Below are 18438 nucleotides of genomic sequence, written 5' to 3' on the forward strand. Positions count from 1 at the left end.
GCCGGTCCATGTGACAGCTGAGGTGCAATTATGCGGCGTCCGGTAATGGATCCCTCACCGGACGCATTGTCGCTGAACTGTTAGGTTCCTACCATGAGTGAGAGCCTAAACGAGTCCCTGCAGATTATCGCCAGACATCTGTCCGATATGCAGCGCCCGGTACTTAAAGTACTGCAAAGAGGCATTGCAGGATCTGAAGTTTGCCGACAACTAAACACAGCCGGCTTGGCCGCTCCGGACGGTCTCACAACGCTTTATGAGTGGCATAACGGAACCTTGGACTACCCTGGCGCAAAACTCGATGACATCCACGTAGTGCCTGGCTTCTACTTTCCTGACCTTGATGAGGCGCTCATCAACTACGCCACCTTCAAATCGGATCCCCGATGGAGGAAAGGCTGGCTTCCCTTGCTGGCAAATGGAGGAGGCGATTTTTATGCCGTTGATTGCTCAGACAATGTAGCCACCCAAGGTCACGTTCATCACTTCATGCTGGACGAGATGGAGCATCCTCTCGAATACTTTTCAATCTCTGCTATGTTCTCCGCTTTTGCAGCGGCATATAACCGGCAAATTTACTTCCTTCACCCCTCCGGGTACTTGGACGCCAACGATGAGGCTTTTGTGAATATGGCGAGAACGATGAACCCTGCTGCCCCTGGCTGGGCTCTGTACTGACTCGACACGATTGGAACAACAGGCCAGCGCGGCCCGGGACTGCACTTGAAAAACGATGCCCTGGGGGGGTGACACCGGTGCGTCCGTTGGAGGATCCCTCATGCGGGCGCTGCGATAGCACCAAGCGCTATGGCAGGAGCTCCTACGAATGCAGATTCTCGCGGGGCATCGAACTTAGGTCAGTTAGTAAGTCCCAAGCTTGAAACAGGAGTGCCTGAAGGAAGATTGCGGGTCGCCGTTATCAGTTGGCCCGTGATCGACCAATAGACGTGGAGGTCTGAGAGTTCTAGGTTGGCGACTTCATCGAGTCCGCCGAGGAACAACGGAGTTTTGTACCCGATGCACTGGTCGATCCTGGGGGTGTCGCCTCCGCGGGCCTGCCATTCTCCGAAAAATTCTGGTGCGAGACAGGCATCTTGGTACTCGAGGAGGGCGTAGTCGTGGAAATCCTCGAAAGTAACGGGTACCTCCAAGACCTCACCAGTTCCCGGCTCGAGCATCACTACTTCAGGGTTGTCCGCTGTACCGCGGTGGTAGTCAAGGGCGAATTGCCGCCCTAGCCAGTCATATCCAAAACATACCCATGGAAACTTCAGCGCGGGATACACAACAGCGGCGTCCTGGGTGGCTTCACCAGACGAGACAGAGTCATGGACCCTGTAAAGACCCTCGTTGAAAGTGGTCCCACCATATGTATCGAAAAGCCTTTGGAGAACTGGCTGCGTTTCTGCCGTCCCAAATGACTGCGTCGGACCCTGGGACGTGGCCGTGAACTGTCTAGCGAACTTTTCAAACATTCACTAGTTCTAGCAGATGCCGCTGGACGGCCGGCCACTGCCCTTTAGACGGTCCCTCACCGCTCGTGTTCTGCCTGCAGCATGCGCCGGCCGTCCAAACGAGAAGCAACGCACGTTTACCCCGCACGATGAGAATGTACGCACGGGTGCCTTATCCGTGCCTCAGCGCGCCGTCGTAGGTGTTGCGTATTAGCACACCCCAACCTGACGTCAGGAACCCCTCGAAATAGTTGTCAGATAAGGGCCGGTACAGCCGTTTCCAAGCAATGCTTCCGGAAGCTCAAAGACCCCACCCTGACATCTTCGGCATGAACACCCCCGGCGGCAGGGACAAGAAGCCGACCAAACACTCAGCCCTCCCCCATTCCGTTGACAGCACCAACGCCCCAACCTAGGCTCCTGCCATCGTGAGCCACGGATGCGTAAACGAAGGGACAAGGCTGTGAACGAGGACAACGGGCAGTTACGGGATCAGCTGGGCCGCCTTGGTTTTGGCGGTACCGGAGTGGGCAATCTGTACCGCGCCATTGCTGACGAGCAGGCGGCTGCAACGGTGGAAGCGGCCTGGGACGCCGGCATCCGCTACTTCGATACAGCGCCGCACTATGGGCTCGGCCTGTCCGAGCGGCGGATCGGCGAAGTCTTGGCCCGGAAACCGCGGAAAGACTTCATCCTCTCCACGAAGGTGGGCAGGGTCCTCGTCCCGTCACCCGCAACCAAGGACATAAAGGATCCGGAAGGCTTTGACGTACCCGCTGAACTGCGGCGCGAATGGGATCCCTCCGAGGCAGGAGTGCGGCGCAGCATCGAGCAGTCGCTGGAACGGCTGGGCCTGGCCTACATCGACATCGCCTACCTGCACGATCCCGACGTGTACAGCATGGAAGATGCCGTGAAATCTGCCCTTCCGGCCCTTGAGAAGCTCCGCGCTGAAGGCCTGGTCCGGGCCATCGGCGTCGGCACCAACACCGCCGGCGCCGCCCTGCAGTGCGTGGAAGCGGCGGACCTGGACCTCCTGATGCTGGCCGGGAGGTTCACCATGCTGGAACAGCCGGGCTCGGACGGCCGTCCCGGTGAAGGACTGCTGGACCGCTGCCAGGAGCTGGGCACCTGCGTTGTCAGCGTCGGCGTCTACAACTCCGGCATCCTCGCCAAGCCTGAATTGCCCTCCGACGCACATTACAACTACTCCCCGGCGCCCACAGAGATTCTGGACCGGGCCCGCCGGCTGGCAACCATCTGCAAAGAACATGATGTTGAACTTCCCACCGCCGCCATCCAGTTCCCCTTCCGCCACCCGGCGGTGGTCAACGTCACCGTCGGCGCCAGCAGGCCTGAGCAGATCAGCGAAAGTGCCAAACGCATGTCCACCGAGGTCCCCGACGCGCTGTGGCAGGACCTGCAGGAGCGGGGCATGATCCCGGCCTAAGCGGGTTCCCAACGTAAGCGAAACCAAATTCCCGCGAGCCCCCTTCTAAAAACAGATACCTTGTTTAAACCCGACAAGACTTCTAAAGTTAGGTTATCTACTTTTAGAAGGAGTACACGATGCGCTGTGGGAATCCGGGCATTATGCACAGTTGTATTCGCGCGCCCAGCTGTAACGGTCAGGTGACCTGAGATGGACTGGCAGGGCTGGGCCCTGTTCGGGCTGGTGGCAACCTCTGTGCTGACCGCAGTGATGATCGCCGCCCAGATGGCCGGGCTCACCCGGCTGGACCTGCCGCTGGCGCTCGGGACCCTCGCCACGCCCGATCCGGACAAGGCGCGGGTGGCAGGCTTCTTTATCCACCTTGGCGCTGGGCAGGGCTTCGCCCTCGGTTACGCAGCGGTCTTCGCACTCCTGGGGCAGGCAACGTGGTGGCTCGGCGCGCTACTGGGATTCCTCCACGTGGCGGTGGCCCTGACGGTCATCCTGCCCCTGCTGCCCGGAGTCCATCCGCGGATGGCGTCCACCAGGGCCGGGCCCGCCACCACCGCTGTACTGGAACCGCCGGGCCTGCTCGGGCTTAATTACGGCATCCAGACCCCCGCCGTTGCCGTGGTGGCGCACGTCATTTACGGCGCGGTGCTTGGGCTGCTTCTGGGGGCACGATGAGCGTTGATCATTGGGACACGGCCCCGCAGGAGGGGGAGCTGCCGGGCACGTTGTGGGAGCAGCACACGCCCACGCCCATCGCTGACTACGGCCTGCTCGGTGATACGCGTACAGCCGCGCTTGTTTCCGCGGCAGGGTCGGTGGACTGGCTTTGCGCTCCCGCGTTCGACGGCGAGCCCCTCTTTGGTGCCTTGCTGGGAGGACCGGAGGCCGGGCGGTTCCTCGCCGGACCGGCCGGGCCCGCCCCCGTCATTTTCCGCCGGTACCGCCCGAACACCGCAACCCTGGAAACGGTGTGGGCGGCGGGGAACGGCAGGCTCACGCTGACTGAAGCCATGATCGCGGAAGTGGCCGGCGAACTGCTGCCCACCACCCTCCTAATGCGGCACCTTGCAGCGGAGGGCGCGCCGGTCCGTGCCACAGTGCTTTTCGACCCGCGGCTTGGCGAACAGCACCGGCGCCCGCGCGTGCGCCGGGGCCAAGACCTTGTCTGCAATTGGGGCCCACCGGCAACATCCCTGGGAACCAGCCCCACCCTCGATCTTGAGCCGGGGCGCCCCCTGACGTTAGAGATCGTTCCGGGCAAACCCCTCACACTTGTCCTCGCTCTGGCCTACGGCGAACCGCTGATCCACGTGAACCCCGGGGCAGCATGGGACCTGGTGAGCAGGGACGAGGCCCAATGGCAGGCCTGGACCGAGGAAATCGACACCACCATCCCCTACCGCGATGCCGTGGTGCGCAGCTTGCTGACGCTTCGGCTCCTCACCTACTCCCCTTCGGGAGCTCCCGTGGCCGCCCCCACCACCTCGCTGCCTGAGCACCCGGGAGGCATCCGCAACTGGGACTACAGGTACGCCTGGCCCCGCGACGCAAGCATCGGCGTCGGCGCCTTCCTCCGGGCGGGTAAAAGGCAGGAGGCAGAGGACTTCCTCGGCTGGCTCCTGCATGCCAGCCGCCTTGAACGGCCGCACCTTCCCGCCCTTCTCACCCTGACCGGAGGACACGTCCCGGCAGAACGGAACCTCTCCGAGTGGCCCGGTTATGCCGGAAGCAGCCCGGTGCGGACCGGCAACCTCGCGGCAGGCCAGCACCAGCTGGACGGCTACGGCTGGGTCCTGGACGCAGCCTGGGCATTCGTGGAAAACCGCCACAGGCTGACGTCCGAAGCGTGGCGGGCCATGCGCGGATTCGCCGATCTGGTCGCCGCCAACTGGCAGGAACCCGACGCCGGCATTTGGGAGATCCGCGGTGATGCAGCCCAGCACGTCCATTCCAAAGTCATGGCCTGGCTCGCGCTGGACCGGGCCCTTCGCATCGCGGCGACCCACCGGCTCAGCACGCGGCGCCGGCTCCGCTGGGAATCCGCCCGCAGCCAGATCGCCGCCCAGGTGCGAACGAACGGTTACAACGCTTCCAGGAATTCGTACACCCGCACGTACGGCTCCCATGACCTGGACGCAGCCCTCCTGGTCCTGCCGCTCACAGGCCTGGAAGAACCTGGCTCGGCCCGCCTGGCGGGAACAATCGATGCCGTCCGCACGGAACTGTCCGCCGGATTCCCGTTGCTCTACCGCTATCCGCCCGGCCAGGACGGCCTTCCCGGGACCGAGGGAGCGTTCCTGCCCTGCTCCTTCTGGCTGGTTCAAGCGCTGGCAATGACCGGCCAACACCACGAAGCCACCGCCTGGTTTGAGGCCCTCCTGCACAGGGGCTCCCCGCTGGGACTCTTCAGCGAGGAGATGGACCCATCCTCCGGCATCCTCCTGGGAAACTTCCCCCAGGCCCTCACACACTCCGCGCTGGTCCAGGCCGCACTCGCCCTTCGCGACCACCCCTGCCCAAGCCAAAGTTTTCTTTAGGCCCCGAGGATCCCGCCGCAAACCGCCGGGCTAGGATGGTGGCGTAAGTCCGTCACCGCGATGCGGGCGGATTCCGACCGAAGGGAGAATCACCATGGGTTTGGACGACAAGATCGGTAACGCAGCCGAGAAGCTGGGCGGCAAGGGCAAGGAAGCTGCCGGAGAAGCTACGGGCGACGAGAGCCTGAGGGCCGAAGGCCAGGGCGACCAGGCCAAAGGCGACCTGAAGCAGGCCGGAGAAAAAGTCAAAGACGCATTCAAAAAAGACTGATTTCCCGTGATGGGAAGGGCGCCGCTCCAACCGGAGCGGCGCCCTTCTTTGCTGTGGGCCCAGCAACCTCCCCAGGCTCCGTCCGGCCATCTTTCTCCTAAGTGGAGTCGTTGCCGTTAACGAGTACTGACTACTCGTGTCCACGCGGCTCCCGCCATTTAGTCTTTTCATCAGCGGGGAAAGCAACTCCCGCTACTGGCTCTCAGCCCCTAGATTTCCCGGCAATTTGCCGGGGACCAGGCTGGGGCCGGCGACGTTGGTGTCCGTCTGAGACCGCGGGCACCTCCCCCAGCCGTCGCCGGCCCCACTCAATTTGTAGCGGTTAGTCGACAGCGGGCCCACCGGGAGCGCAGCACAGCACCGGACAGGTCGCGCCTCACCAACCGCGCCCCTCGCAGCTTCACGTCAAAAAACCCGGACTGCGTTGTAAATGACCCAGCGCCGGCACTCTTCCACGCTGGATATACAGACATCAAACACGAGCGGTCCCGTCATCAGGTGATGGGAAGCCCCTGCGCGAGTCATGCTCCAGCGCAGGGGCTTCCGTTGTGCTTCCGCTTTGGGGGAAAAGTTGGAAGCACCTAAAATCTACCGGCTGGTAACTACCGGAAAGCCGGGTTGGGCCGTTTGAAGCGAATCTTGATTGAACTTTGAGCCGGCGTGGCGACAACAAGCCGCCGGGCTTCAGTCCGTTTCCGGCCCGCCGGTCGCCTCCGGGTCCTCTTCTGGTTCGAAGGTGTTCGGCTCCGCATCCGCACCGATGCCGACGCCGTCCTCGCCGCCGGGAACGCCGCCGTCGTCCTTGCCCTTGCTGGCCGTGCCGCCTTCCTGCAGCTCGTCGTCGGGCAGTGAATCTGGTGAGTTGATGGTCATTGCTCCTCCTTCAGTGGCCGGGCCTCCACGCTAACAGCCCCCAGCGAGAAAGGAGCGGACAAAGCGAAAGAATTTAGGGCCGACGGCGGACCGGAGCCGCCGCTTTCAGGATGGCGTCCAGCCCGGGCCGGCTTCCGGGCCAGTGCCTTTCCAGGGCCTCGGGCCCGGCCCGCTTGAGCACCGACCGCAGCACTAGGGCCACAATGACCGCATCATCCGCGTAGCCGATCACCGGGATGAAGTCCGGCACCAGGTCAATGGGCGAGAGCAGGTAGGCAAGCAGCAGTACCAGCCGCACCCGCACCCCGACGGCGAGGGTCCGGTCCGCGGCCAGCCTCCTGATGAGCCGGAGCAGGTCCGGCAGCAGCCGCAGCGCGTCCTTCATGGTGACAGTCTCGGGATGGCGGCGGGCGTACCACCACAGAAGGAGGAGCAGCACGGCGTACGCGAGCAGCAATCCGGCCGCAATTCCGGCGACGGTCTCCCAGGTCATCCGCACCTCCCTGCCTCGTGCGCCGGGTGAGGGGCCGGCTCCTGGACGAGCGTACTCCAGTTGCTCCGGCTCAAGATCGGGGTAGCCTTTCGGGGAAACCCACCCCTGAGGAGCAAGCAATGGATTACCGCGTTCTGGGCCGTACCGGCCTCTCCGTCTCAGCCATCTGTGTCGGCACCAGCTCCTTGGGCAGCCACCCTGCTCCGCGGGGGACGGACACCGCCGTCGCAACCATCCGCCGCGTCCTGGAAAGTCCCTTCAACTTCATCGACACCGCCAACGAGTACGGCGACGGCGGCAACAGCGAGAAGCGGATCGGGCAGGCCCTTGCCGAGGCCGGCGGCCTCCCGGAGGGCTTCGTTGTGGCCACCAAGGTGGACCCCATCAGCGGGACCAATGACTTCTCCGGGGACCGCGTCCGCCGCTCGGTGGAGGAAAGCCTCGAGCGGCTCGGCATGGACCGGCTGCAGCTGGTCTACCTGCACGATCCGGAAAAGATCACCTTCGAGGAAGGCACCAGGGAGGGCGGGCCGCTGGAGGCGCTGGTTGATTTGCGGGACCAGGGCGTCATCGGGCATCTGGGCGTGGCGGGCGGGCCGATTGACCTGGAGCTGAAGTACCTGGCCACGGACCTGTTCGACGTCGTCATCAGCCACAACCGTTACACCCTGGTGGACCAGACCGCCGAGCCCCTGATCCAGGACGCGATGGCACGCGGGGTGGCGTTCATCAATGCGGCACCTTTTGGCGGTGGCATGCTCGTGAAAGGGCCCGACGCCGCGCCCAACTACTGCTACCGCCCGGCAAGTCCGGCGATCATCGAGCGGGTCCGGAAGATGGAGGCGCTCTGTGCCGAGTATTCCGTGCCGCTGGCGGCCGCTGCCCTGCAGTTCTCCACCCGCGACCCCCGGGTCAGCTCCACCATCGTGGGCATGTCCGAACCCGACCGCGTCCAGGAAACGCTGCAGCTGGCCAGCACGGACATTCCCGCGGATTTCTGGGACAGGATCCTGCCCATTGCCGCAGCTGGAACCGGGGAACTGGGCTAGCGGGGCCCTTCCGCCAGCCAGTCCTGAGAGATCCATCTGCTACATTGCGGAACAAAAGAGAACAGAAATCGCCCAAAATCGCTTGACCAGTTAGGTTGTGGACTGTTACAAATGCTGTAACGCCGGTACCTCAAATTTCTCCCCGGCGAGCCCCATTCGAATCAAGCCGTCCTTGCCGGCCATTTTTGAATCGATACAAGAACACGACGCCGTGGTCCCCGTTCCACCCGTCATCGAAGGAGATGAACGTGACCGAAAGTCCGAGCCTGCGCAACACGTCCCGCCAACCCACCAGAAAAACCGTTGCCTGCTGCCTCGCAGCCGCGGCCTTGGTGAGCGGTGCAGGAGTCAGCTTGTCCGCACCTGCCGCACACGCTGAGCCCAGCAACTACCTCTTTGATTTCGGCAGCGGAGCGGTTGAACAGGGGTACATCGGGGTCAACGCCACCGACGCGTACAACCCCGAGAAGCGTTACGGCTTCAACACCCCCGAGCACATGGCCAACGTCCCCGCCAAGGGAACCGGGGCAGGGAGCGACGCCGTCCGCTTCCTGCAGTTCGGGACCAAGAGCGCCAACACCTTTGATGTGGACTTGAAGGAAGGCCTGTACAAGGTGTCCGTCACCCTCGGCGACACCTCCCGCGCGAGCATTGCGGCCGAGGGCGTCTTCCAGGAAATGAACCTGACCGGAAACGGCGCCACGGCTTCCTTCGAGCTTCCCGTAACTGATGGCCAGTTGAACCTGCTGGTTACCGAAGGCAAGGTTGGCACGGCCTTCACGCTGAGCGCACTGGAAATCGAAAAGGTGTCCCGCCATCCGGAGATGGACCCGACCATCTGGGTGGGCGGGGATTCCACAGTTGCCAGCTACTACCCGCTGGAGACCAGCGTGCAGGGCGGCTGGGGCCAGATGCTCCTGCAGTTTATTGACCCGGAAGCCTTCGACGTCCGGAACATGGCAACCGGCGGACAGATCGCCCGCGGCTTCCGCAATGACGGCCAGCTGGAAGCCATCCTGCAGTACATCAAGCCGGGCGACCTGTTCCTGCTGGAGATGGGCATCAACGACACTGCTGCCAAAAACGCCACCACCGAGACGGAGTTCAAGGAGCTTATGCGGGACATGATCCGGCAGGTTGCGGCCACCGGAGCGACGCCCGTCCTGGTCACGCCGCAGGGCCGGGCAACGGACTTCGTGGACGGCGTCCATTCCTCAGTAAACCGCTGGTACCGCAACTCCACTGTTGCCCTGGCACAGGAGGAGGGCATCCCTCTGGTTGACCTGAATGTCCTGGCGTCCGCCTACTTTACGGAGATTGGTCCGGAGGCGACGCTGGCCCTGTTCATGACCGGCGACACCCTGCACCCCAACCGGGCCGGCGCCATTGAACTGGCACGGCTCGTGGCGGAGGACCTGGCACGCCAGGGCCTCTAACCGAGCAGGAAGCGACGGCGGGACGCGGCCCGGAGCCGCATCCCGCCGTCGTGATTTCAATCCTTCTGCCCTGGGGCCGGGCAGCGGCGCCTGCCACCGCCCCCGGCGAGCGCCCCAGTCAGGGAATGAGGTTGTCCGCCCGGTAGCGCTCGAAAAGCGCGATGAAGGCATCAAGGGTCCGGCGGTAGCCGGTAAACCCGGCGTCCCGGCTCTTGCCCATGTCTGTTACTACCTCGATGTTGCGCCCCAGGTCACCGTCGGTGTGCCACCAGGAGGCGACCCGGTCCAGCTCCGGCTCGCTGAGGTTATGGCGCCGGGCAAGTTCCCTCCACTGGTCCTCCCGCCCCGCCATGGACTGCTCGAGGGGCCGGGGCTGCCCCTCGTATCCCTCCCACTCCACGCCGAAATAGGCAGCAAGCTTCGGCCACATCCAGCGCCAGCGGAACACGTCGCCGTTGACGATATTGAAGGCCTCATTCTCGGCCTGGGGCGTAGTGGATGCCCAGAGCATGTGCTCGGCGAGCAGGCCAGCCTCAGTCATATCGGTCAGGCCGTTCCACTGCGTTTCGGAACCCGGAAAGACAAAAGGCTCCCCGCGCTCCCTGCAAAGGGTGGCCTGGGCGGCGAGCGTAAGGCCCATGTTCATGGCGTTGCCCACCGCATGCCCAATCACGGTGTGGGCACGGTGCACGGACCAGGTGAAGCCCTGCGCGGCCGCCGCTGCCCAGAGCTCATCCTCCTGTGCGTAGTAAAAGTTCGGCACCGGCAGTCGCGGCTCCTCCTCGTGGAAGGGCGTATCCGCCATCTCCCCGGCTGCGTATGACTCGAAGGGTCCGAGGTAATGCTTGAGGCCGGTCATCAGGGCAACGTGGGCCACGTCCTTGCCGCGGAGTGCGGCGAGCAGGTCGCGGACCATGCCGGCATTGACGGTGATGTTCTCCTCTTCCGTGTCGCGCCGCGACCACGCTGTGAAAAAGACGTGTGAGGGATTCTCCGGGCCCAGCACGCCGGCAAGGGATGCAGCCGAGGTCAGGTCTGCGGACAGCCACCGGACCCCGGCGCGCTCCGTGCCGGGCCTGCGGGACAGGGCAAGGACGTCCCACCCTTCGCCTGCCAAGGTGTCCACCAGGGCAGATCCTGCGATGCCGGTGGCTCCCACCACGAGAGCCGTCCGCCCCGTGCCCGCTGTTGTTCCTGTGCTGATAGTCATGGTCCTCCTCGTGGTGCGCTGCTCCTGCCATTGGGGACAAGCCCGCGTCCAAGGGAGATATTCCTGCACGCCGTCATCCACTGCCTATTGACGCTCCAACGTGACGCCCGCTACAGTTGACCCAGTTATACGAATAACTGCCCGAATTACTAGCGGCCCGAGGAGGTGCCCATGGCTGGTTCACGGCCAAAGTCAGGACCGACAATGCACGACGTCGCTGCTGCCGCCGGCGTCTCGCAGGCCACCGTATCCCTGGTACTGAACTCGGCTTCAGGATCGCGGTTCTCCGAGGATACCCGCCGGAAGGTCCGGGACGCAGTGAACCGGCTGGGCTACCGCACCAACGCCCACGCGAAGACACTCCGCGAAGGCGTCGCCGGGATGATCGGCTTCATCGGCGACACCGTTGCGACCACTCCTTTTGCCGGCGCCATCATTGAAGGCGCACAGCAGCGGGCGTGGGAAGACGGACTTCTCCTGCTGACGGTCAACACGGGCGGGGACAAGGAGCTTGAGGCTGCGTCCCTGGACACAATGCTCTCCTACAGGGTTGCAGGAGTGGTTTACGCCGGCATGTACCACCGCCGCCTGGATGTTCCGGAGGCCCTGACCGGCGTCCGGTCCGTGGTGCTGAATTCACAGGATCGGGCCGGAAGGGTTGCGAGTGTCGCTCCTGACGAAGTCACGGGCGGATATTCAGCCACCCAACGGCTGCTCCAAGCCGGGCATTCCCGGATCGCGCTGGTCAATATTGAGAGCCTCGAAAGCGGACTCCCGGCCGCCGTCGGACGCTACGAGGGCTACCGGAAAGCACTCGAGGAAGCCGGACTGGAACTGGATCCGGACCTGGTCCGCTTCGGCAGTGGCGGCGAAGAAGACGGCTACAAGTACGCGATGGAACTGTTGACCTCCAGCAACCCGCCCACCGCGATTTTCTGCGCCAACGACCGCGGCGCCTGGGGCGCCTACCAGGCGGTGTCTGACCTGCGCCTTTCAATCCCCGGGGACGTGTCCATTGTGGGCTTCGATAATCAGGCGACGTTGGCGCCGTTCCTGCGGCCGGGCCTGACTACCTTTGAATTGCCGTTCGTCGCCATGGGCCGGCGCGCGGTTGAACTGATCCTCCAGGATGCCGAACCCGATGGCCGGGTCGAGCTCATGGACTGCCCTCTGATCGAACGGAACTCAGTGACCCATCCTAAGGAGACGCCATGAGCCGCACCATCCCGGCCCGACGCGGCGGTCCAGCTGCGGCACCGCTGCCGCAGCGGAAAAATTCTCTTTCGCTCCGCCTCAAGAGAATTTCCCGTGCCTGGCAGTTATACGTATTACTAGCTCCGGCCGTCATCTACATCCTGGTCTTCAAGTACTGGCCGATGTACGGCGTGCAAATAGCGTTCAAGAACTACAACCCGGTGGACGGCTTCACGGGCAGCCCCTGGGTGGGCCTGACCCACTTCATCAGGTTTGTTAACTCCTACCAGTTCGGCCAGGTGGTCGGAAACACGCTGTGGATCGCCATCCTCGGCCTGCTGGTGGCCTTCCCCATTCCGATCATCCTCGCGCTGCTGGTCAACCAGCTTCAAAGCGAGAGGTTCAAGAAGTTCACCCAGACCGTGCTCTACTCGCCCGCGTTCATCTCCACCGTTGTGGTGGTGGGCATCATGTTCGTCCTTCTCTCACCCCGGTCCGGGTTGGTGAACAACGCCATCCAGCTTGCCGGCGGGGAGCCCGTCTTCTTTATGGGCTCCGCAGAGTGGTTCCGTCCCGTGTACGTGATCTCGGATGTGTGGCAGAACGCCGGCTTCTCGATGATTGTTTACCTGGCGGCCCTGGCAGCCATCGATCCTGCCTTGCATGACGCCGCCAAGGTGGACGGCGCCTCCAAGCTTCAGCGCATCCGGCACATCGACCTGCCCGGCATCATGCCGGTGGTGACCATCCTGTTCATCCTGGCCATCGGCAACCTGCTCAACGTCGGTTTTGAGAAGGCGCTGCTGATGCAGACGCCGCTGAACATCTCATCCTCGGAAATCATCCAGACGTACGTCTACCACGCGGGCCTGCAGCAGGCGCAGTTCAGCTACTCGGCCGCTATCGGCCTCTTCAACTCCCTCCTCAACCTGGCGCTGCTGCTCGTTTTCAACACGATTGCACGCCGGGCCAACCAAGCGACCCTGTGGTGATGCCGATATGTCCCTGACAACTAACCCCCACACTACCGATACCCCAAACCGGACTGTCAGCCCGGCCCGCCCCAAGCAATCACTGCGGGCCAGGTACGGCGACCGCGCCTTCGGCATCGCCGCCACAGCCGTCCTCGTGCTGTCCATCCTGGCCGTGGTGTATCCGCTGTACTTCATCGTGATCGCCTCCATCAGCGACCCGAACGCTGTCTACGAAGGAAAGGTCTGGCTCCTCCCCTCGGGCATCACCACCGAAGGGTACGAGCGGATCTTCGCCGACAGCAGGATCTGGAACGGCCTGGGCAACACCGTTGTCTACACAGTGCTCGGCACCGCCGTCAGCGTCAGCACCATCCTCTGCGGCGCCTACGCCCTGTCCCGCAAAGACATGCCGGGCCGGAAATTCCTGATGCTCCTGTTCGTCATCACCATGTTCTTCGACGGCGGCCTGATCACCAAGTACCTGGTGGTCCGCGACTTGGGCATGCTCGACACCGTCTGGGCAGTTGTCCTGCCCGGAGCCGTAGGTGTCTGGAACCTGATCATCGCAAGGTCGTTCTTCGAACACACCATCCCGAACGAGCTGCGCGAAGCCGCCCAGATGGACGGGGCAACTGACTTCAAGTTCTTCTTCAAGATGGTGCTGCCCCTGTCCAAACCACTGATCATGCTCATGATCATGATCCACGTGGTGGCGCACTGGAACTCGTTCTTCGACGCCCTGATTTTCCTCAACGACGACACCAAATACCCGCTGCAGCTCGTGCTGCGCAACATCCTCATCCAGTCAGACGTCTCGTCCACCGGAACCACCGGCGGAGACATCGAATCCTATGCCGCAGCGCAACGGGTCGCAGAGCTCACCAAGTACGCCATGATCGTCGTCTCGAGCCTGCCCCTCATGATTGCCCTGCCATTCATGCAGAAGCACTTCACCAAGGGCGCCATGATCGGCGCCGTCAAATAGCTCCTACCACCGCCCCGGCAACCGCCACCGGGCAGCAACAGCACTTCCCACCTCGGAACAACTCCACCTCAGATAAGGAATGACCATGGCATTCAGCCGCAAATACGCCGTCCTCGGCGCCGTCCTGGCCGGAACATTGACGTTCACCGCCTGCTCCGGCGGCGGCTCGGGCACCACGGAGATCAAAGACGCCTCCGCTGACTTCGGTTTCCAGGAAACAGGCTTCCCGATCGTGAGCAAGAAACTTGACCTGACCTTCTCCGGTACCAAAACCGCACTGGCCCCGGACTACAACACCATGACCGTGGTGCAGGAATGGGAAAAGGCCACCAACATCCACGTCAACTGGGAGAACCTGCCCGAGACGGTCTTCCAGGAAAAGAAGAACCTCATCCTGGCCAGCGGTGACCTGCCCGACGCGTTCTTCAACACCGGCCTGACCGACGCCGAGATCGCCACGTACTCCGCCAGTGGCACCCTCATCCCGCTTGAGGGCCTGATCGAAAAGAACGCCCCCAACCTCTCCAAGCTGCTCTCCGAACGGCCTGACATCAAGGCAGCCATCACCTCCTCGGACGGGCACATCTACTCGCTGCCCTCCATCGAAGAACTCGGCCTGGTCCAGTTCCCCCACGAACTCGCCATCAACACCTCCTGGCTGAAAAAACTCAACATCCCGATGCCGAAGACCGTGGACGAGTTCCACGATGCTTTGCTGGCGTTCAAGACCCAGGACGCGTCCGGGACCGGCAAGACCATCCCGCTGAGCTTTATGCCCGGATCCTGGTGCGGGGACATCGTGGACCTGATCGCTGCCCTCGGCGGCATGCCGGACAACATGGACCACCGCATTGTCCAGGACGACAAAGTCATCTTCACCGCCACTCAGGACGGCTACAAAAAGGCAATCCAGACCCTGCACGAGTGGTACCAGGAAGGCCTGATTGACCCCGAGTCCTTCTCACAGGACGACAAGGCGTACCTGGCAAAGGGCAAGGCCGCCACCGAAAACCTCGGCTCCTTTGTCTGGTGGGAAATCCCCGAAATGGTCGGCGCGGACCGGGCCGCCGACTATGCCCTGGTCCCCGTGCTGGAAGGCGTGGACGGCAAGCGGATCGCCAGCCAGGCCAACAACCAGGAAATCGCCCGCGGCGCCTTCGCCATTACCCGGAACAACAAATACCCGGCGGCCACCATGCGCTGGGCCGACAACCTCTACGACCCCATCCAGTCCGCACAGGCCAACTGGGGACCGATCGGCGAGACCCTGCAAAAGGACGCCAGCGGCCTGCTGACCCAGATCCCAGCCGCGGCCGGAACCAGCGAAGGTGAACGCCGCCAAAAGGTCGCTCCCGGCGGCCCGAAGGCAAACACCGCTGAGAACTTCACGACGGTGGTCGCCCCTGAACCGCGCGCCGCTGAACGGCAGAAAACCGTCAACGAGCTCTACAAGCCCTTCGCCGGCAACGACGGCTACCCCCCGGTGGCCCTGTCCAACGAGGAACTCCAGCAGATCAGCACCATCCAGACCGATGTCACGTCCCTGGTGAAGCAGAACATGGCCAAGTGGATCGTCTCCGGAGGAATTGAGCAGGAATGGGACGGCTACGTCTCCCAGCTCAAGAACGTCGGCGTCGACAAGATGATCGAGGTCTACCAGCAGGCCTACGACCGCTACAAAAAGAACTCCTAACACCAAAAAACGGGTGGGGCCGGCGCTGTCCGCGCCGGCCCCACCCGCCCCGCTCATCCCACTGCCGGCACTCCCACGGGACCCGCAGCGACCACACCTGCCAAGAAATGAGACGCCACCTTCATGACTGCCGCGACCGCCACGACAGCCGAGACCTTCCGGCCGGTTCTGCACTACGCAGCCCGGAACACTTGGCTCAATGACCCCAACGGCCTGATTTTCCATGACGGCGTCTACCACCTTTACTACCAGAACAACCCGCTGGGAAACGTCTGGGGAAATATGTCCTGGGGGCACGCGACCTCCACCGACCTGCTGACCTGGACGGAACACGCCGTCGCCATCGCCTGCGACGAGAACGAGGACATCTTCTCCGGCAGCATCGTCCATGACCGGCGCAACACCAGCGGTTTCGGCACCGAGTCAACTGCACCGCTCGTGGCCATCTACACCAGCGCCTTTAAGCCGGGCTCGGGGCATGAGGGGGTCCAGGCCCAGTCCTTGGCGTACAGCCTGGACGGGGGTTACACGTGGACAAAACACACTGACAACCCGGTGCTGAGCCGTGGCTCCGCCGAGTTCCGCGACCCCAAAGTCATCCGGTACGACGGCGACGCGGGCAGCTACTGGGTGATGGTCGCCGTCGAAGCCCAAGACTTCCAGGTGGTGCTTTACAAATCCGACGACCTGAAGGACTGGGAACTGCTGAGCACCTTCGGCCCCGCGAACGCCACCGGCGGCGTCTGGGAATGCCCCGACCTTTTCCAGTTGCCGGTGGACGGCGACCCGGAAAACCTCATGTGGGTCCTTACCGTCAACCTCAACCCCGGCGGGCCCAACAACGGCTCAGCCGGACAATACTTCATTGGCGAGTTCGACGGCACCACCTTCACCTCCGCCAGCACCGTGACCGAAGGCCTCCAGGACCCGGACCGGCTGGGCGACTACCGGTGGCTGGACTGGGGCCGGGATTACTACGCCGCCGTCTCCTTCAGCGACGCCCCGGACAACCGCCGCCTCATGATCGCCTGGATGAACAACTGGGAATACGCCAACCACATCCCCACCACACCCTGGCGCAGCCCCATGAGCCTCGCCCGTGAAATTTCACTCCAGACACGCGACGGCGACCTGTGCCTGGTCCAGCAGCCCGCGGGCGATTGGGCTGCCCTGGCCGGCCCGGACCCGTTCTGCCTTACTGAAACCACTATTCATGACGGCGTGCAGGTTCTGGCCGGTGCGGCCGGAACGGTCCAGCGCATCGACGTCACCTTCACGCCCGGAAGCGCAGCGGAATTCGGGCTCATCCTGCGTGGCGACGGCCTCACCGGAACCCGTGTCGGCGTCCGTCCCGGCGAAGCCAAACTGTTCGTGGACCGGCGGGAATCCGGGATCACAGACTTCCACGGATCCTTCCCCTCCCTCGACACCGCCCCGCTCCGGGCAACCTCGGGCTCCTACCAGCTCACGATCTTCGTGGACCGCTGCTCTGTGGAAGTCTTCGCCCAGGACGGCGAAGTCACCATGACCGAACTGATCTTCCCGGCCGAGGCCAGCACTGACCTCTCCGTCTACGCCGCCGGCGGGACGGCAACCGTCACCAGCCTTCAGGTCACGCAGCTCGCGTAGGTCAGCACCCAAGCCAGGAAAAACAAACATGCACAGCAACGGCAAGCCGAACCCTCCCGGGAGGCGCCGGACGTCGTCGTGATCGGGCAAGCCCTCACCGGCGCCGGGGTGACGCTCCTGCCCGGCTCCCGCTCACTGGAGAGAACCTCGACGGCGGCCGCCACCATCGCCCGCGATGGTTCGGCGAGCTACGCCTTCGACATCACCTGGGAGGGGACCGCCCGACTTTGCACCCACCCCGCCCAAGGTCCTTGACACCGGTTCGATCGCAAGTTTCCTCTCCCCGGGCGCCGGAAAGGTCATGGCAATCCTTCAGCATCCCGGCAACGAAGTCCACAGTGGTTGACTCCATTGGAGCCGGCGACTCCTACATGTCGGCCCTGATCCCGGCACTCCTCACCCGCGGAACCGGCGGCTACGCGCCGTCGGTCCTCGAACAGCTCGGACGCACCGCGGCCGCTGCCGCCGCCGCCACGGTATCCCGGGCCGGCACCCGGCCCCCCACTGGAGATGAACTCCGCTCCCAGTTCCAGCGATAACTGCTTTTGCTCCCGCGTCCCATCGCCGCGCGGAAAATTGATGGGATCTTGAGGTAAACCTTGCCACCCGTTGCAGTTGGAGGTTCACGCTGGAGGTATCAGACAAACAGCTTGCAGGAGCAGGAAGTCATGGGAAACAAAGTAGTTTCAGACGAAGTAACAGCCGTAGAAGGCCTGCTCACGGATCAACATCCGCTCGACTTCTACACCTTGGGGCTGGCCGGCTGCATCGACCGGCTCACCGCACCCCTCCGTCAGCGTGGGACGGCCATCCGCTGGGATACTCCGCACTGGGGCATCGAGATTCCGGCGGATTGCGCCACCCTGCTGTACCAGTCGGCGCGGGAGGCGCTCAGCAACGCATTCAAGTATTCCGAAGCGTCCCAGCTCAACGTCCAGCTCGCCGCCGTCGACCACGGGATCCGCCTGGTGGTGTCCGACGACGGCACAGGCTTTGACAGCAAGCTTGCCACGCGCGGCCGCCACCACGGATACGGCCTCCGCCTCATGTCCGTAGCCGTGCATGAGGCGGGCGGCACCGTGGACATCTGTTCCGCCCCTGGTGAGGGCACGAGCGTGACCGTCACCCTGCCGTTGGACTAAAGACCGGGATGACTGCTACAAGACTCGGATGCCCGCCGTCGCTGGGACGGCGGG

The 18438-nt window shown here is 63.5% G+C and carries 18 protein-coding genes and 1 pseudogene; 15 read left to right on the plus strand and 4 right to left on the minus strand.

The annotated features are described in order from the left end of the window. The first annotated feature begins 93 nt into the window (after window positions 1-93). Complete coding sequence (locus tag AC5RUQ_RS13740; protein WP_493947893.1) at window positions 94-678, plus strand: SMI1/KNR4 family protein; 585 nt, start codon at window positions 94-96, stop codon at window positions 676-678. Between the two features lie 179 nt (window positions 679-857). On the opposite strand, the gene AC5RUQ_RS13745 is transcribed toward AC5RUQ_RS13740, so the two are convergent. Then, complete coding sequence (locus AC5RUQ_RS13745) at window positions 858-1475, minus strand: T6SS immunity protein Tdi1 domain-containing protein (protein WP_493947894.1); 618 nt, start codon at window positions 1473-1475, stop codon at window positions 858-860. 442 nt (window positions 1476-1917) lie between these two features. On the opposite strand from AC5RUQ_RS13745, the gene AC5RUQ_RS13750 reads away from it, so the two are divergent. The 4 genes from AC5RUQ_RS13750 to AC5RUQ_RS13765 all read left to right on the plus strand — a co-directional run bounded on the left by AC5RUQ_RS13750 (window position 1918) and on the right by AC5RUQ_RS13765 (window position 5706). Then, window positions 1918-2904: an aldo/keto reductase gene (locus tag AC5RUQ_RS13750; RefSeq protein ID WP_493947895.1), complete on the plus strand. Its 987-nt coding sequence runs from the start codon at window positions 1918-1920 to the stop codon at window positions 2902-2904. Between the two features lie 192 nt (window positions 2905-3096). Next, window positions 3097-3573, plus strand: a complete 477-nt coding sequence (locus AC5RUQ_RS13755; protein WP_493947896.1) for a hypothetical protein — start codon at window positions 3097-3099, stop codon at window positions 3571-3573. Further along, entirely contained in the window at window positions 3570-5435 is a 1866-nt protein-coding gene (locus AC5RUQ_RS13760; RefSeq protein WP_493947897.1) for a glycoside hydrolase family 15 protein, read from the plus strand. Before AC5RUQ_RS13755 ends, AC5RUQ_RS13760 begins: the two co-directional genes overlap by 4 nt. A 94-nt stretch (window positions 5436-5529) precedes the next feature. After that, complete coding sequence (locus AC5RUQ_RS13765) at window positions 5530-5706, plus strand: CsbD family protein (protein WP_163165952.1); 177 nt, start codon at window positions 5530-5532, stop codon at window positions 5704-5706. A 684-nt stretch (window positions 5707-6390) separates the two neighbouring features. Here the strand turns inward: AC5RUQ_RS13765 and AC5RUQ_RS13770 are convergent. Beyond that, on the minus strand, window positions 6391-6579 hold the full coding sequence (locus AC5RUQ_RS13770; RefSeq protein WP_493947898.1) for a hypothetical protein: 189 nt from the start codon (window positions 6577-6579) through the stop codon (window positions 6391-6393). 192 nt (window positions 6580-6771) lie between these two features. After that, window positions 6772-6853 (minus strand): annotated as a pseudogene (locus tag AC5RUQ_RS13775) (YkvA family protein); the annotation flags it as partial. 338 nt (window positions 6854-7191) lie between these two features. On the opposite strand from AC5RUQ_RS13775, the gene AC5RUQ_RS13780 reads away from it, so the two are divergent. Then, window positions 7192-8121, plus strand: coding sequence for an aldo/keto reductase (locus tag AC5RUQ_RS13780; protein ID WP_493947899.1), 930 nt, complete (start codon window positions 7192-7194; stop codon window positions 8119-8121). 248 nt (window positions 8122-8369) lie between these two features. Continuing rightward, window positions 8370-9557, plus strand: a complete 1188-nt coding sequence (locus AC5RUQ_RS13785) for a rhamnogalacturonan acetylesterase (protein WP_493947900.1) — start codon at window positions 8370-8372, stop codon at window positions 9555-9557. 118 nt (window positions 9558-9675) lie between these two features. On the opposite strand, the gene AC5RUQ_RS13790 is transcribed toward AC5RUQ_RS13785, so the two are convergent. Beyond that, window positions 9676-10767 (minus strand): SDR family oxidoreductase, encoded by a 1092-nt coding sequence (locus AC5RUQ_RS13790; protein ID WP_493947901.1) that lies wholly within the window; start codon window positions 10765-10767, stop codon window positions 9676-9678. A gap of 171 nt (window positions 10768-10938) precedes the next feature. On the opposite strand from AC5RUQ_RS13790, the gene AC5RUQ_RS13795 reads away from it, so the two are divergent. The 8 genes from AC5RUQ_RS13795 to AC5RUQ_RS13830 all read left to right on the plus strand — a co-directional run bounded on the left by AC5RUQ_RS13795 (window position 10939) and on the right by AC5RUQ_RS13830 (window position 18384). Next, window positions 10939-11982: a LacI family DNA-binding transcriptional regulator gene (locus AC5RUQ_RS13795; RefSeq protein ID WP_493947902.1), complete on the plus strand. Its 1044-nt coding sequence runs from the start codon at window positions 10939-10941 to the stop codon at window positions 11980-11982. Then, the gene (locus tag AC5RUQ_RS13800) at window positions 11979-12953 is read left to right on the plus strand and encodes an ABC transporter permease (RefSeq protein WP_493947903.1); all 975 of its coding nucleotides are present in this window, start codon (window positions 11979-11981) and stop codon (window positions 12951-12953) included. Before AC5RUQ_RS13795 ends, AC5RUQ_RS13800 begins: the two co-directional genes overlap by 4 nt. Before the next feature lie 7 nt (window positions 12954-12960). Next, on the plus strand, window positions 12961-13920 hold the full coding sequence (locus tag AC5RUQ_RS13805; RefSeq protein ID WP_493947904.1) for a carbohydrate ABC transporter permease: 960 nt from the start codon (window positions 12961-12963) through the stop codon (window positions 13918-13920). 85 nt (window positions 13921-14005) lie between these two features. Beyond that, window positions 14006-15613, plus strand: a complete 1608-nt coding sequence (locus AC5RUQ_RS13810; protein WP_493947905.1) for an ABC transporter substrate-binding protein — start codon at window positions 14006-14008, stop codon at window positions 15611-15613. 123 nt (window positions 15614-15736) lie between these two features. Beyond that, window positions 15737-17242 carry a glycoside hydrolase family 32 protein gene (locus AC5RUQ_RS13815; protein WP_493947906.1) on the plus strand — a complete coding sequence of 502 codons (1506 nt, stop codon included), beginning with the start codon at window positions 15737-15739 and terminating at the stop codon, window positions 17240-17242. Window positions 17243-17320: 78 nt separating this feature from the next. Further along, window positions 17321-17497, plus strand: a complete 177-nt coding sequence (locus AC5RUQ_RS13820) for a hypothetical protein (protein WP_493947907.1) — start codon at window positions 17321-17323, stop codon at window positions 17495-17497. An 83-nt stretch (window positions 17498-17580) separates the two neighbouring features. Beyond that, complete coding sequence (locus AC5RUQ_RS13825; protein ID WP_493947908.1) at window positions 17581-17781, plus strand: PfkB family carbohydrate kinase; 201 nt, start codon at window positions 17581-17583, stop codon at window positions 17779-17781. Window positions 17782-17910: 129 nt separating this feature from the next. Then, entirely contained in the window at window positions 17911-18384 is a 474-nt protein-coding gene (locus AC5RUQ_RS13830) for a sensor histidine kinase (protein WP_493947909.1), read from the plus strand. Window positions 18385-18438 lie beyond the last annotated feature (54 nt).

This window comes from Arthrobacter sp. MDT2-3, from assembly GCF_059090465.1.